This window comes from Streptomyces sp. NBC_00513, from assembly GCF_041431415.1.
Lineage (GTDB): Bacteria > Actinomycetota > Actinomycetes > Streptomycetales > Streptomycetaceae > Streptomyces.
In genome coordinates this window covers 2,072,415-2,086,925 of the sequence record NZ_CP107845.1, presented here as the reverse complement: position 1 = coordinate 2,086,925, position 14,511 = coordinate 2,072,415, and the positions used below count along the sequence as shown (strand labels likewise).

Here is a 14,511-nt window from a genome sequence, read left to right as displayed (position 1 = left end):
GTGGTGGCGGTGGTTTCCAGCGTCGTGACGACCGTGGCGGCGACCGTCCCAGCTACCCCCGCCGTGATGATGACCGTGGTGGTCGTCCCACCGGTGGTGGCGACCGTCCCTCCTTCCGTCGCGACGACCGTGGCGACCGCCCCAGCGGCGGTGGCTTCCAGCGCCGTGACGATCGCGGTGGCGACCGTCCGAGCTACCCGCGTCATGACGATGACCGCGGTGGCCGTCCCACCGGTGGTGGCGGCGGCTTCCAGCGCCGTGACGACCGTGGCGGCGACCGCCCCAGCTACCCGCGCCGCGATGACGACCGCGGTGGCTTCCAGCGTCGCGATGACCGTGGTGGCGACCGTCCGAGCTACCCGCGTCGTGACGACGACCGTGGTGGTTACCGCGGCGGTCGTGACGACCGTGGTGGGGACCGTCCGAGCTACCCGCGTCGTGACGATGACCGTGGTGGCCGTCCCACCGGTGGTGGCGGCGGTTTCCAGCGCCGTGACGACCGTGGCGGCGACCGTCCCAGCTACCCCCGCCGCGATGACCGCGGTGGCGATCGTGGTGGTTACCGCGGCGGTCGCGATGACCGTGGTGGCGACCGTGACTTCCGCGCGGACCGCGACCGGGACCCGGTCAAGCGGCTTCCGATCGACGAGGACATCACCGGTCACGAGATCGACGCCGACGTGCGTCAGGAACTCCTGAGCCTGCCCAAGGGCCTGGCGGAGGAAGTCTCCCGGAACCTCGTGATGGTGGCCCGACTGATCGACGAGGACCCCGAGCAGTCGTACGCGTACGCCCGCATCGCCCTGCGTCTGGCCTCCCGTGTCGCCGCCGTCCGCGAGGCCGCCGGCTTCGCCGCGTACGCGACGCAGAAGTACAGCGAGGCGCTCGCGGAGTTCCGTGCAGCCAAGCGCATGACCGGCTCCGTCGAGCTGTGGCCCGTCATGGCCGACTGCGAGCGCGGCCTCGGCCGTCCCGAGCGGGCGCTGGCCATGGCCGGCGAGCCCGAGGTGCAGAAGCTGGACAAGGCCGGCCAGGTCGAGATGCGTCTGGTCGCCGCCGGTGCCCGTCGGGACATGGGCGAGCTCGACGCCGCCATCGTGACCCTGCAGAGCCCGGAGCTCGCCTCCCACTCCGTGCAGCCGTGGACCGCGCGTCTGCGGTACGCCTACGCCGACGCGCTGCTGGCCGCCGGTCGTGAGGACGAGGCCCGCGAGTGGTTCGCCAAGACCATCGAGGCCGACAAGGACGGGGCGACGGACGCCTCGGACCGACTCGCCGAGCTGGACGGGGTCGAGTTCGTCGACGCCGCGGCGATGGACGACGCGGACCTCGACGACGAGCCCGACGAGATCGACGAGGACGACGACCAGGACGACGCCGAGGTGGCCGCCGCCGAGCGCGCGTCCGACCAGGCCGAGTACTACGACGAGGACGACGACGAGTACGAGCCCGTCCCGGACTCCGACTCCGACGTCGACGTCACCGACGAGATCGTCGTCATCGAGGACGACGAGGACGACGAGCCGCGTGACGAGCGTGACGAGCGCGAGGACCGCGACAAGGCCTGACCGGTCTTCGTCGGCGTGATCTGACGTGAAAGGGCGGTACCCCCGGTGGGGTACCGCCCTTTCGCATGTCCGGGCGCCCCCGGGAGAACGTCAGACCAGGCTGCGCAGGACGAGCCCGGTGGCCGGCTTCGGACCGAACGAGGTCGACTTGCGGGGCATGGTGACGCCCTGGCGGGCCAGGTCCCGGACCACTTCCTCGCGTACGGGATGCAGCAGGACGGCGGTGCCGCCATGCCGCTCGGCCATCTCCACCGTCGCGGCGGTGTCGTGGATGTACGTGATGTGCTCCGGCTCGTCGGGGACCTGCCAGAGGGTGTCGAGCAGGGCGGCGTGCAGCACGGTCGCGTCCAGGCGTCGCCAGGCCTCGGGCCGGTCGCGGCGGACGGTGCGCTCGATCAGGGCCGGGTCGGGGTCGGTGACCAGGTGGAACCTGCCGTCCCCGGTGAGCAGGAAGGCGTTGCCGCGTTCGGCCGCGTCGGTGAGGGCCTCCAGGGCCAGCGGGAGCGGGCCGTCCACGGCCCGCACGCGGAAGTGCCCCTCGATCGCGGCCAGGGCCTCGGCCGGCGGGAGGCGGCGCAGCATGCGGTGGATGGCGCGGACCTGGAGCGGATAGCGGGCGGTGTCCACGAGGAGGACCAGCCCGAAGTCCCAGGGGCTGGGGGAGTCGTGCTCCTCCTGGAGGCGCAGGTACGTCGCCCAACGGTGGTGGCCGTCCGCGATCAGCGCCTGCCGGTGGCCGAGGTCCGCGGTGACGGCGTCCAGGTCGACGGGGTCGGTGATGGCCCACAGGCGGTGCTGGAAACCGTCCTCGGTGGTGGTGGAGAACAGCGGCGTGCCGCGGACGGTCCGTTCGACGACCGCCGAGGCTCCCGCCGCGGGGTCGTCGCCGCGGTAGGTCAGGAGCAGGGGTTCGAGGTTCGCGGACGCGGCGCGCATCAGACCGGCCCGATCGGTGACCACGTGCGGCATGACGTCCTCGTGGGGCAGGACGATGCCGGCGTCGGGGGCGGACAGGGCGAGGGCGCCGATGATCCCGCGCTGGAGGAGGCCCGCCTTGCGCTGTTCGTACACGTACAGCGCGGGCGTGGGATCCGCGCTGAGGACGCCTTCGGCGAGCCACTCGCGGAGGGTTCTCGCGGCCTGCTCGTTGCGGGCGGCGGGCGTCTCGGCCTGGGGCAGGATCAGGCGGACGATGTTGTGGGGGTCGGCGGATTCGAGATAGTCGACTCCGTCGGGGCGCACGACCACGTCGTACGGCGGTGAGGTGACGGCGGCGAGACTGCCCACACGCTCCGGGACGTAGCGCAGCCCGTTGAAGGGGGTCAGCCGCAGTCCGTGCTCCGCGTTGTCTGAAGTGGTCATTGATGCATGGTAGGACGCGTCTCGCGATGCGGGATGATCGGGGGAGCGGCAGGCAGGCGCGGAACGCGGACAGCGCCGATCGAAGAGCGTTCGCATGAGGTTTTCGGATGAGGAGCGGACACGATGAGCCGGCAGAGCAGGACCCGCCCCGAGGGCAGTGAACGCAGTCTCCACCAGGCCTACGACACGGCCCTGTTGGACCTGGACGGCGTGGTCTACGCGGGCGGCCGGGCCATCGCGCACGCGGTGGATTCGCTGGCCTCCGCGCGGGCCGGCGGGATGCACCTCGCGTACGTGACGAACAACGCGCTGCGCACCCCGGACGCGGTCGCCGAGCACCTCGGCGAGTTGGGCATCCCCACCGAGGCGGACGAGGTGATCACCTCCGCGCAGGCGGTGGCCCGGCTGATCGCCGAGCAGGTGGAGCCCGGGTCGAAGGTGCTGGTGATCGGTGGGGAGGGGCTGCGGGTCGCGTTGGGCGAACGCGGGCTGGTGCCCGTGGAATCCGCCGACGAGGAGGGGCTGGCGGCGGTCGTCCAGGGGTACGGGGGACCGGACCTGCGGTGGGAGCGGTTCGCCGAGGCCTCGTACGCGATCAACCGCGGGGTGCCCTGGTACGTGTCGAACACCGACCTGACGATTCCGAGCGCGCGCGGGATCGCGCCGGGCAACGGCGCCGCGGTGGAGGTCGTACGGATCGCCACGGGCGCGGAGCCGCAGGTCGCCGGCAAGCCGCTGCCCCCGATGCACCGGGAGACGGTACTGCGGACGGGCGCGAAGCGGCCGCTGGTGGTCGGCGACCGGTTGGACACCGACATCGAGGGCGCCTACAACGGGGAGGTGGACTCGCTGCTGGTCCTGACCGGGGTGACGGACGCCGCACAGTTGCTGCGCGCCGAGCCGAAGTACCGGCCGACGTACGTGGACCGGGACCTGCGCGGACTGTTGACGGGGCAGCCTGAGGTCGAGCGGGCCGAGGACGGGTTCCGCTGCGGCGGCTGGACGGCGCTCGTGTCGGGCGACGTCCTGGAACTGCGCGGCGAGGGCGGCGATCGGCTCGACGCCATCGACGGCCTGCGGGCGCTGTGCGCGGCGGCCTGGACGCGGGCGGGGGACGGGTCCTGCGACCTCGACGCGGACAAGGCGCTGGCCAGGCTGGGGCTTTAGACCCTCCGGCGCAGGGCGTGCGGCGGGCGAAGGGACGTTCGGTCGATCCGAACAACTGGGAGGGTAGGCTAACCTAACCTGCGTGTTGGTCGAGAGTCCCCCCGAACAGAGCGCGGCGCCCGTCGCCGCCACCCGCGAGCGCCATGGCGCTCGCGCCGTCGGTCTGCTGGTCGCCTTCGCGGCGCTGGCCGTGATCGCGGTCGCGAGCATCGCCGTGGGCGCCAAGCCGATGGCCCTGGACCAGGTCTGGCACGGCCTGTTCCACTACGCGGGGACCGCGAACGACGTGGTGGTGCGGGACCTGCGGGTCCCGCGCACCCTCCTCGGCGTGCTGGTCGGCCTCGGCCTCGGCCTGTCCGGGGCGGTGATGCAGGCACTCACCCGCAATCCGCTGGCCGAGCCCGGCATCCTCGGCGTCAACGCGGGCGCCGCCGCCGCCGTCGTGTCGGCGATCAGCTTCCTCGGCGCCTCCTCGCTGAGCGAGTTCGTCTGGTGGGCGTTCCTGGGCGCCGCGGTCGTCTCGGTCGTCGTGTACGTGCTCGGCGGCAGCCGCAGCGCGACCCCGGTACGGCTCGCGCTCGCGGGGACGGCGGCCAGCGCGGCCCTGGTCGGCTACATCAACGCGGTCCAGCTGATGGACAGCAAGGCACTGGACAAGCTGCGCTTCTGGACGGTGGGTTCGCTGTCCTCGGCCAACATGGACACCGTCCGGCAGGTCGCCCCCTTCCTGCTGATCGGCGCCGTGCTGGCGCTCTCGCTGGGCCGGCCGCTCAACGCGATGGCGATGGGCGACGACACCGCGCGGGCGCTCGGGGCCAACCTGACGCGGACCCGGATCGGCGCCATGCTCGCCATCACCCTGCTGTGCGGGGCCGCGACCGCCGCCTGCGGGCCGATCGTCTTCATCGGGCTGATGATCCCGCACCTCGTACGGATGATCACCGGCCCCGACATGCGCTGGGTGCTCGCGTACTCGGCGGTCCTGTCACCCGTGCTGCTGCTCGGCGCCGACGTGGTCGGCCGGGTCGTCACCCGACCCGCCGAACTCCAGGTCGGCATCGTCACCGCGCTCATCGGCGGCCCCGTCTTCATCTACCTGGTTCGGCGCAAGAGGATGGCCCAGCTGTGACCCTGACCGCGAAGACCGGGGAGACGGCGGACGGCGAAAGCCCCGTACGGACCACGAAGCCGGTGAAGGCCGCCCCGCTCCGCTCGCGCGCCCTGCGCGGCCCCCGAGGCACCTCGCTGCGCGCGGAACCCCGCGCGCTGCTCGCCGGAGTGCTGCTGGGCGTCGTGGCGCTGCTGCTCGTCGTCCTGCTGATCGGCACCGGCGACTTCGACATCGCCCCGTGGGACGTCGTGCAGACGCTGCTGGGCAACGGCACCCCCGCCAACGACTTCATCGTCAACGACCTTCGACTGCCGCGCGTGCTCGTCGCGGTGCTCGTCGGCGCGGCCCTCGGAATGGCCGGCGCCGTCTTCCAGTCGGTGTCGCGCAACCCGCTCGGTTCCCCGGACCTGCTCGGTTTCGGGTACGGGTCGGCGGTCGGCGCGCTCACCGTGATCATCGTGTTCAAGGGCGGCGCGACCGAGGTGGCGATGGGCGCCGTCGTCGGCGGCGTGCTGGCCGGGATCGCCGTGTACCTGCTCGCGTACAAGAAGGGCATCCACGGGTACCGCCTGGTGCTCGTCGGCATCGGTGCGTCCGCGATGCTCGTCGCCCTCATCCAGTACCTGATCACCAAGGCGCAACTGACCGAGGCCACCCGCGCCATGGTCTGGCTGACCGGTTCGCTGGCCGGCCGGGACTGGGCGCAGGTGTGGCCGCTGCTCGTGACCTGCGCGGTGCTCTTCCCCGTGATCCTCGGGCAGGGCAGGGCCCTGCGGATGATGGAGATGGGGGACGACGCCGCGTACGCCCTGGGCGTGCGGGTCGAGCGGACCCGGCTGTTGCTGATGCTCGCCGCGATCGTCCTGACCACCGCGGCCGCCGCGGCCGCCGGACCGATCACCTTCGTCGCGCTGGCCGCACCCCAGCTGGCCCGGCGGCTCACCCGCTCGCCCGGCTCGAACCTGCTCACCGGCGCGTTGATGGGCGCCGTCCTGCTGCTGGTGTCCGACTGGGCCTCACAGCGGGCCTTCGGGGCCGACCAGCTGCCGGTGGGTGTGGTGACCGGGCTGGTCGGCGGTGTCTATCTGCTCTGGCTGCTCGTCACCGAGCGCAAGGCGGGACGTATATGAAGACCTCCAGGAGGACCCAAGTGCAGCGGCTGACCGCGGAGAACGTGACCCTCGGCTACGACCAGCGGGTCATCGCCGAGAACCTGTCGGTGGAGATACCCGACCATTCCTTCACGGTGATCGTCGGACCCAACGCCTGTGGCAAGTCCACGCTGCTGCGCGCGCTGTCGCGGATGCTCAAGCCGTCCGCGGGGCGGGTGCTGCTCGACGGCCACGCCATCGGGTCGATGCCGGCGAAGAAGGTGGCCAAGACCCTCGGCCTGCTCCCGCAGTCCTCGATCGCCCCGGACGGCATCACCGTCGGCGACCTGGTCTCCCGCGGCCGGTACCCGCACCAGGGACTGCTGCGCCAGTGGTCGCCCGAGGACGAACGGATCGTCAACGAGTCGATGGCGTCCACCGGGGTCGCCGAGCTCGCGGACCGGGCCGTGGACGAACTGTCGGGCGGACAGCGTCAGCGCGTGTGGATCGCGATGGCGCTGGCCCAGCAGACCCCGCTGCTGCTCCTCGACGAACCGACGACGTACCTGGACATCCAGCACCAACTGGACGTCCTCGACCTGTGCGCCGAACTGCACGAGAACCAGGGCCGGACCCTGGTGGCGGTGCTGCACGACCTCAACCACGCGGCCCGCTACGCCACGCACCTGATCGCGCTGCGCGGGGGCGTGGTGGTGGCCGAGGGGCCGCCGTCCGAGGTGGTGACCGCGGAGCTGGTGGAGAAGGTGTTCGGGCTGCGCTGCCAGATCATCGACGACCCGCAGACGGGGACGCCGCTGGTGATCCCGGCGGGTCGGGAGGCCCGCGCGAAGGTCTCCGTCTGAGGGGCCCCACAGCCTCGGGCGCCGCGGCGCCCGAGGCTCGGGTCTACAGCCCCTGGGCCTACAGCAGGCTCTTGAGGCGGAGCAGGTCGCGGAAACCGGCCTCCAGCCTGACCCTGCCCGAGGCCCAGGCCTTGGCGAACTTCAGCTCCCCCGCGACCAGGGCGAGCAGGTCGTCGCCGGACATCGCCAACCGGATCTCGGCCTTGGTGCGGGGCGCCCCCGGGGCGACCGCGTCGACCCGGATCCGGCCGTTGTCGAGCCGCCCCGTGAAGGTCTGGTCGAGGTCGGTGATGTGGCAGCTCAAGGAACGGTCGAAGGCGGCCGCACCGCGCACGTCACCGTCGGCCCGGGCCAGGTTGTCCGAGAGTCGGTCGAGTGCTTCGCGGCACTCCTGAATCGTAGCCATCGTGATCACGACGGTACCGCAGAGCCGTACGTGGTCGCGGCGCGCTACGAGGTAGCGTCGGGGCATGACCGACGAAGTGTCCGAGAGAGCCCCGGCAGCCCCCGACGCGTCCGGGCGGGCCACCGGCGAGCCCACCGGACCCGCGCCGCTGGGCGTCGTGCGGACGCCCACCGGGCACGCCGGGGTCGACGCGCTCCTGGAGCGGCTGGCGGACGCGGACCACCTCACGGCGGACGGGCACGTCGAGGTGTACGAGGATGTGCACAGGGGGCTGCGCGAAACGCTGACCGCGCTGGACGCACCGCCCGTCCCCGGACCGTACGAAAACAGGAGCTGAACCGAACGTGGCAGGAGTGGCACGCCGCCGCCTGGACGCCGAACTGGTACGCCGCAGCATGGCCCGCTCGCGCGAGCACGCGGCCCAGCTGATCGCCGCGGGCCGGGTGACCGTCGGCGGCACCACCGCCACCAAGGCGGCCACCCAGGTCGAGACCAGCGCGGCCCTCGTCGTCCTCAAGGACGACAGCGACCCCGACTACGTCTCCCGGGGCGGCCACAAACTGGCGGGCGCACTCGCCGCCTTCGGGCCGCGGGGGCTGGTCGTCGAGGGCCGAAGGGCGCTCGACGCGGGCGCCTCGACCGGCGGGTTCACCGACGTGCTGCTGCGCGCGGGCGTCGATCACGTCGTCGCGGTGGACGTCGGCTACGGGCAACTCGCCTGGTCGCTGCAGAGCGACGAGCGGGTCACGGTCAAGGACCGCACGAACGTCCGCGAACTGACCGTCGAACTCATCGACGGCGTTCCGGCGGACCTGGTCGTCGGCGACCTGTCGTTCATCTCGATCGGTCTGGTGCTGCCGGCGCTCGTCCGGTGCTGCGCGCCGGACGCGGATCTGGTGCTGATGGTGAAGCCGCAGTTCGAGGTCGGCAAGGACCGCCTCGGCAGCGGAGGAGTCGTGCGCAGCCCCGAGCTGCGCGCGGAAGCCGTACGGGAAGTCGCGGCGCGGGCCTGGAAGCTGGGGCTGGGGGTGCTCGGGGTGACCGCGAGCCCGCTGCCCGGGCCGTCGGGCAACGTCGAGTACTTTCTGTGGCTGCGGGCGGGGGCACCGGCACTCGACCCGGGGGACGTGGACCGTGCAGTGGCGGAGGGGCCTCAGTGACCGATACAGCAGACACAGGCGCATACACGGGTTCGACGGCGGGAGGCGCGGGGGAACGCACCGTCTTCCTCCTCGCCCACACCGGACGGCCGGCGGCCATCCGCAGCGCCGAGTTGGTCGTCCAGGGACTGTTGAAGTCCGGACTGGGCGTACGGGTCCTCGCGGACGAGGCGGTGGACCTGCCGCTGCCGCCCGAGGTCGAGCTGGTCGCGGAGTGCACCCCGAAGGTGCTCGACGGGTGCGAGCTGCTGATCGTGCTGGGCGGGGACGGGACCCTGCTGCGCGGGGCCGAGTTCGCGCGCGGCTCCGGGGTGCCGATGCTCGGCGTCAACCTGGGCCGGGTCGGGTTCCTCGCCGAAGCCGAGCGGGACGACCTCGACCAGGTGGTGGAACGCGTCGTGACGCGCGCCTACGAGGTCGAGGAACGCATGACCATCGACGTGGTCGTGCGCACCAACGGCGACGTGCTCCACCGGGACTGGGCGCTGAACGAGGCCGCGGTCCAGAAGGTGTCCCCGGAGCGGATGCTGGAGGTGGTCCTGGAGATCGACGGGCGTCCGGTGACCGGCTTCGGCTGCGACGGGATCGTGTGCGCGACGCCGACGGGTTCGACGGCGTACGCCTTCTCGGCGGGCGGACCCGTGGTCTGGCCCGAGGTGGAGGCGCTCCTGATGGTGCCGATCAGCGCGCACGCGCTGTTCGCGAAGCCGCTGGTTACCTCGCCGGACTCGGTACTGGCCGTGGAGGTGCAGCCCGGGACCCCGCACGGCGTGCTGTGGTGTGACGGCCGCCGCACCCTGGAACTGCCGGCCGGCGCCAGGGTCGAGGTCCGGCGGGGCACGGTGCCCGTGCGCCTCGCCCGACTGCACCACGCCTCCTTCACCGACCGCCTCGTCGCCAAGTTCGCGCTGCCCGTGTCGGGGTGGCGCGGGGCCCCGCACGAAGCACGCCAATAGCACGTGCGTTCGGAGAACTCGGCGAGGGTGACGTCGCATGGCACCCGTCAAACCTCGGTATGGTCGTCCCGTGCTTGAGGAGATGCGGATACGGTCGCTCGGGGTCATCGACGACGCGGTGGTCGAGCTGTCGCCCGGTTTCACCGCGGTGACCGGCGAGACCGGCGCGGGCAAGACGATGGTCGTCACGAGCCTCGGCCTGCTGCTCGGAGGCCGCGCCGACCCGGCCCTCGTCCGGATCGGTGCCAAGGCGGCGGTGGTCGAGGGGCGCATCGTGCTGCGCCCCGGAGCCCCCGCCGCACTGCGGGCCGAGGAGGCCGGCGCCGAGCTCGACGACGGCGCCCTGCTGATCAGCCGCACCGTGTCCGCCGAGGGGCGCTCGCGCGCCCACGTCGGCGGCCGGTCCGTGCCCGTGGGCCTGCTCGCCGAACTCGCCGACGACCTCGTCGCCGTACACGGCCAGACCGACCAGCAGGGCCTGCTGCGGCCCGCCCGGCAGCGCCAGGCCCTCGACCGGTACGCCGGGGGCTCCGTGGCCGTCCCGCTGGAGAAGTACACCGGTGCCTACCGGCGCCTGCGCGCCGTCGCCGTCGAACTGGACACCCTCGTCACCCGGGCCCGGGAGCGGGCCCAGGAGGCGGACCTGCTGCGCTTCGGCCTCGACGAGATCGCGGCCGTGGAACCCCTGCCCGGCGAGGACGCCGAACTGTCCGCGGAGGCCGAGCGCCTCGGCCACGCGGAATCGCTCGCCTCGGCCGCGCAGGCCGCGCACGCGGCCCTCGCGGGCAACCCCGAGGACCCCGAGGGCATCGACGCGAACACCCTCGTCGCGGGCGCCCACCGCGCACTGGAGTCCGTACGGTCCCACGACCCGGCCCTCGGCGCGCTCGCCGAGCGGATCGGGGAACTGGGCATCCTGCTGGCCGACGTGGCCGGGGAACTCGCCGGCTACGCCGACGACCTGGACGCCGATCCGCTGCGGCTGGCCGCCGTGGAGGAGCGCCGGGCCGCCCTGACCCAGCTGACCCGCAAGTACGGGGACTCCATCGACTCCGTGCTGGAGTGGGCCGAACAGGGCTCCGAGCGGCTCCTGGAACTGGACGGCGACGACGAACACATCGCGGAACTGACCGCGGAACGGGACGGCCTGCGGGTCGAACTGTCCCAACTGGCCCAGGCGTTGACCGACGCCCGGATGGACTCCGCCGCCCGGTTCGCGTCCGCCGTCACCGCCGAACTCGCCTCGCTGGCGATGCCCCACGCACGGGTCACCTTCGACATCCGCCAGATCGAGGACCCCGAAGGCGTCGAGGTCGGCGGCCGGACCGTGGCCTACGGGCCCTCCGGCGCGGACGAGGTCGAACTGCTGCTCGCCCCGCACCCCGGCGCCCAGCCGCGCCCCATCGCCAAGGGCGCCTCGGGCGGCGAGCTGTCACGCGTCATGCTGGCGGTGGAGGTCGTGTTCGCCGGTTCCGACCCGGTGCCCACCTACCTCTTCGACGAGGTCGACGCGGGCGTCGGCGGCAAGGCGGCCGTCGAGGTCGGCCGGCGGCTCGCCAAACTCGCCAAGTCGGCGCAGGTCGTCGTCGTCACGCACCTCCCGCAGGTGGCCGCCTTCGCCGACCGGCAACTGCTGGTGGAGAAGACCGTCGACGGATCGGTGACGCGCAGCGGCGTCACCGTCCTGGAGGGCGAGGACCGGATCCGCGAGCTGTCGCGGATGCTGGCGGGCCAGGAGGACTCCGAGACGGCGCGCGCGCACGCCGAGGAACTCCTCGCGACGGCGCGCGCGGACGCCTAGCTCTTTCAGCTCTTTCGGATCTTGTCGGGCGGGGCCCGGGACGCGACGCGTCCCGGGCCCCGGACACGTTCGGCATCGGGAGATTTCGCCGTCCGGGTGGCGGCGGGTAGCCCGTGTGGGTGAGGCTGGGGGGCGTCTGGCGGTATCTCCTCGGGGATCCGCACCCGTATGGTCCCGGAACGCGCGTGCGGACTGGCATCCTGGGCGACGTCTCTGACTCCCTCACCCTGGAGCTTCGGCCCGTGAGCAGCTCCCCGGTCCCGGTCCCCCCTCCCGCCCAGCCCTACGGCCGGCCGCCCCTGCGCACCGTCCAGGTGCTGGGCGGCGCCGGCGCGGGCAGCGGCGCGCACGTCCGCTCCCTGACCACGGGGCTCGCGGCGCGCGGCGTACGGGTCACCGTGTGCGCCCCCGTCGCGGCGGAGGGCGAGTACGACTTCACCGGCGCCGGCGCCGAGTTCACGCCCGACGCGGTGAGCGCCCTGCGCGCCGCCTGCGCCGGAGCCGACCTGGTCCACGCGCACGGGGTACGGGCCGGGCTGCGGGCCGCGCTGGCCCTGCGCGGCGGCCGCCACCGGGCCCCGCTCGTGGTGACCTGGCACGGCGGCGCCCCCGAGGCGCCGGGCGCGCTGGGGCGGATGGGGCGGTTGCTGGAACGCCGAGTGGCCCGGGCGGCCGCGGTGGTCCTGGGCGCCTCCTCGGACCAGGTGGACCGGGCGCGCTCGCGCGGGGCGCGCGACGCCCGACTGGCGGCGATGGCGACGCCACTGCCCGCGATCCCCGAACCGGCCGCCGACCCGGAGAAGGTGCGGGCCGAACTGGGCGCGGTGGAACGGCCGTTGGTGATCGCGGTCGGCAGCCTGGTCGCCCGGCGCGGGTACTCCGTGCTGCTGGACGCCGCGCGTGCCTGGCGCGAGCTGGACCCCGTACCGCTGCTGCTGATCGCGGGGGAGGGGCCGCTGCGGGCCGAACTGTCGCGCCGGATCGAGGCGGAGGGACTGCCCGTACGACTGCTGGGGCGCCGCCGGGACGCGGACCGACTGCTGGCCGCGGCGGACGTGGCGGTCCTGCCGAGCCGCTGGGAGGGCCGCTCGCTGCTCGCCCAGGAGGCGCTGCGGTCCGGCGTGGCCCTGGTGGCCACGGACGTCGGGGGAGTGCCGGAACTGGTCGGGGACGCGGCGGTGCTGGTGCCGTACGGGGACCCGGCGGCGCTGGCGGCCGCGGTGTCGGGGCTGCTCGGCGACCCGGCCCGGCGGGCGGCGCTCGCGTCGGCGGGCCGCGCGCAGGCCGCGACGTGGCCGTCGGAGGACGACACGGTGGCCCAGGTGCTGTCGGTGTACGACGAGCTGATGGAGCGCGAACGGTAGGTCCGGCGGATGCCGGACGCCGCCCGCCGGCTCAGGAAGCGGTGTGGCGCCGGGCGCGCAGGGCGAGGCTGAGGGAGAGCACCGTCTCCGGGTCGTCCAGGTCCGTGCCCAGGAGCTCCGAGATGCGGGCCAACCGGTTGTACAGCGTCTGACGGTTCAGATGCAGCTCACGGGCCGTCTCCGCCTTGCGGCCCGCGTGCGCCAGGTACGTCTCCAGGGTCGGCAGCAGCGAGGGGCGGGAGGCCACGTCGTGCACCCGCAGCGGGCCGATCGCCCGGTCCACGAAAGCGGCGAGGTCGGGGTGTTCGCGCAGTCGCCACAGCAGCAGGTCGATGTCGAGACGCCGGGCGTCGTACCAGGGCCGGGCCGGCAGGCCCTGGGCCGCCGTCGCCGTCTCGGCGGCGTGCCGCAGCCCGGCCGAGGCCGCCGCCCAACTCCCCGACACGCCCACGACCACCGCCGGCGAGGCACCCGCCCGGTCCAGACCGGCCCGCTCCACGCCGGCGCGCAACGCCGCCGCGACCCGGTCGGCGACCGTCGTGCGCTCCGACTCCGCCCGCAGGGACACCAGCAGCGGCACCCGGCCCTCCACCGGGCGGACGCCCAGCAGCACCGGGACGCCGACCGAGGACAGCTCCTCCAGCACCGCCCGCGCGAGGACCGCCCAGTTCCCGGACGGGCCCGGGTCCGTGGCCAGCCGCATCACGACCGGAAGGAGGGGGCCCGCGCCCGGCTTGAAACCCAGGACGCGCGCCTGCGCCGGGGCGTCCTCGGCGGAGATGCGACCCTCCGCGAGATCCGTCAGGAAGTCGCCCCGCCCCCGCGCGGACAACTCGTCCTCCTGACGGGCCTGCATCAACACCACCGCCAGCACGCCCGCCGTCCGCTCCGCCGCCATCCGGTGGACGGGCAGTAGTGGGGCCGAGACCCCGAGCAGGACCACGCGCGCCCGCACCGAGCCCGTGCCGTGACCGCCCCCGGGGACGTCGACCACCACCGCGTTGGCGGACGGCTCGGCCTCGCGCTGGCCCCGCAGGCCCTCCCACACCTGGAGCGGGTCGGCGGCGGCGTCCCCGGAGACCGGCCCGGCGGCGTAGAGGAGCCGGCCGTCGGGGGTCTCCAGGAAGACCGGGTTCGCCGTGAAGTCGGCGAGGATGCTCAGCACCTGCGGGATCCCGCCGCCGCCCAGCAGGGCCTCGGTACATCGCCGGTGGACCTCCTCGGCCCGCTGGAGCAGCGCGTAGTGGCCGTTGACGATCTCGGTGTGCACCTCCTCCGTCACGGTCACGAAGGGCACCTCGCGGTGGAGCTGCACGAGGGGGAGGCCGGCCGCCCGCGCCGTCTCCACGATGGTGGCCGGCAGGCGCGTGAAGCGCGGGCCCAGTTCGACGACCAGCGCGGCGATGCCCCGGTCCGCGAGGCGGCGCACGAACGCACGCTGCTCGGCCGGCCGGGTGCCCAGCCCCAGCCCGGTGGTCAGGAGCAGCTCGCCGCCCTTGAGGAGCGAGGCGATGTTGGGGACCTCGCCCGCGTGGACCCAGCGCACGGTCCGCCCGAGCCGATCCGCGCAGGCCATCACCTCCGGCAGACCGCTGCGCAGTCCCGGCAGCTCCAGCGCCCGCTGAACAGTGATCCCGCCCTGGTTGTCCATGTCGCGGGACG

The 14,511-nt window shown here is 73.6% G+C and carries 13 protein-coding genes; 10 read left to right on the top strand and 3 right to left on the bottom strand.

The window, feature by feature from the left end; translation table 11 throughout:
- Positions 1–695: 695 nt before the first annotated feature.
- Positions 696–1,568 carry a tetratricopeptide repeat protein gene (locus tag OHA84_RS09880; protein ID WP_266951948.1) on the top strand — a complete coding sequence of 291 codons (873 nt, stop codon included), beginning with the start codon at positions 696–698 and terminating at the stop codon, positions 1,566–1,568.
- 90 nt (positions 1,569–1,658) lie between these two features.
- Here the strand turns inward: OHA84_RS09880 and OHA84_RS09875 are convergent, their stop codons facing one another.
- The gene (locus OHA84_RS09875; RefSeq protein WP_266951061.1) at positions 1,659–2,930 is read right to left on the bottom strand and encodes a DUF1015 domain-containing protein; all 1,272 of its coding nucleotides are present in this window, start codon (positions 2,928–2,930) and stop codon (positions 1,659–1,661) included.
- 123 nt (positions 2,931–3,053) lie between these two features.
- Here OHA84_RS09875 and OHA84_RS09870 point away from each other — a divergent pair, with 123 nt between their 5' ends.
- From OHA84_RS09870 to OHA84_RS09855, 4 genes are all read left to right on the top strand, one after another.
- Complete coding sequence (locus OHA84_RS09870; RefSeq protein ID WP_053679164.1) at positions 3,054–4,097, top strand: HAD hydrolase-like protein; 1,044 nt, start codon at positions 3,054–3,056, stop codon at positions 4,095–4,097.
- 82 nt (positions 4,098–4,179) lie between these two features.
- The gene (locus tag OHA84_RS09865) at positions 4,180–5,226 is read left to right on the top strand and encodes an iron ABC transporter permease (protein ID WP_199826534.1); all 1,047 of its coding nucleotides are present in this window, start codon (positions 4,180–4,182) and stop codon (positions 5,224–5,226) included.
- 62 nt (positions 5,227–5,288) lie between these two features.
- Complete coding sequence (locus OHA84_RS09860) at positions 5,289–6,338, top strand: iron chelate uptake ABC transporter family permease subunit (RefSeq protein ID WP_053679316.1); 1,050 nt, start codon at positions 5,289–5,291, stop codon at positions 6,336–6,338.
- Entirely contained in the window at positions 6,335–7,162 is an 828-nt protein-coding gene (locus OHA84_RS09855; RefSeq protein WP_107089202.1) for an ABC transporter ATP-binding protein, read from the top strand. Before OHA84_RS09860 ends, OHA84_RS09855 begins: the two co-directional genes overlap by 4 nt.
- A 58-nt stretch (positions 7,163–7,220) precedes the next feature.
- On the opposite strand, the gene OHA84_RS09850 is transcribed toward OHA84_RS09855, so the two are convergent.
- The gene (locus tag OHA84_RS09850) at positions 7,221–7,568 is read right to left on the bottom strand and encodes an SCP2 sterol-binding domain-containing protein (RefSeq protein ID WP_053679318.1); all 348 of its coding nucleotides are present in this window, start codon (positions 7,566–7,568) and stop codon (positions 7,221–7,223) included.
- Between the two features lie 64 nt (positions 7,569–7,632).
- Between OHA84_RS09850 and OHA84_RS09845 the strand changes: the two genes are divergently transcribed.
- From OHA84_RS09845 to OHA84_RS09825, 5 genes are all read left to right on the top strand, one after another.
- The gene (locus tag OHA84_RS09845) at positions 7,633–7,905 is read left to right on the top strand and encodes a hypothetical protein (protein ID WP_371591341.1); all 273 of its coding nucleotides are present in this window, start codon (positions 7,633–7,635) and stop codon (positions 7,903–7,905) included.
- 7 nt (positions 7,906–7,912) lie between these two features.
- Complete coding sequence (locus OHA84_RS09840) at positions 7,913–8,728, top strand: TlyA family RNA methyltransferase (RefSeq protein WP_053679170.1); 816 nt, start codon at positions 7,913–7,915, stop codon at positions 8,726–8,728.
- Positions 8,725–9,684: an NAD kinase gene (locus tag OHA84_RS09835; RefSeq protein ID WP_053679172.1), complete on the top strand. Its 960-nt coding sequence runs from the start codon at positions 8,725–8,727 to the stop codon at positions 9,682–9,684. Before OHA84_RS09840 ends, OHA84_RS09835 begins: the two co-directional genes overlap by 4 nt.
- An 82-nt stretch (positions 9,685–9,766) precedes the next feature.
- Positions 9,767–11,485, top strand: coding sequence for a DNA repair protein RecN (gene recN, locus OHA84_RS09830; protein ID WP_266974111.1), 1,719 nt, complete (start codon positions 9,767–9,769; stop codon positions 11,483–11,485).
- A gap of 242 nt (positions 11,486–11,727) precedes the next feature.
- Positions 11,728–12,849 (top strand): glycosyltransferase family 4 protein, encoded by a 1,122-nt coding sequence (locus tag OHA84_RS09825; RefSeq protein ID WP_053679322.1) that lies wholly within the window; start codon positions 11,728–11,730, stop codon positions 12,847–12,849.
- A 31-nt stretch (positions 12,850–12,880) separates the two neighbouring features.
- Here OHA84_RS09825 and OHA84_RS09820 read toward each other — a convergent pair whose 3' ends face one another.
- Positions 12,881–14,500 (bottom strand): PucR family transcriptional regulator, encoded by a 1,620-nt coding sequence (locus OHA84_RS09820; protein ID WP_053679175.1) that lies wholly within the window; start codon positions 14,498–14,500, stop codon positions 12,881–12,883.
- Positions 14,501–14,511 lie beyond the last annotated feature (11 nt).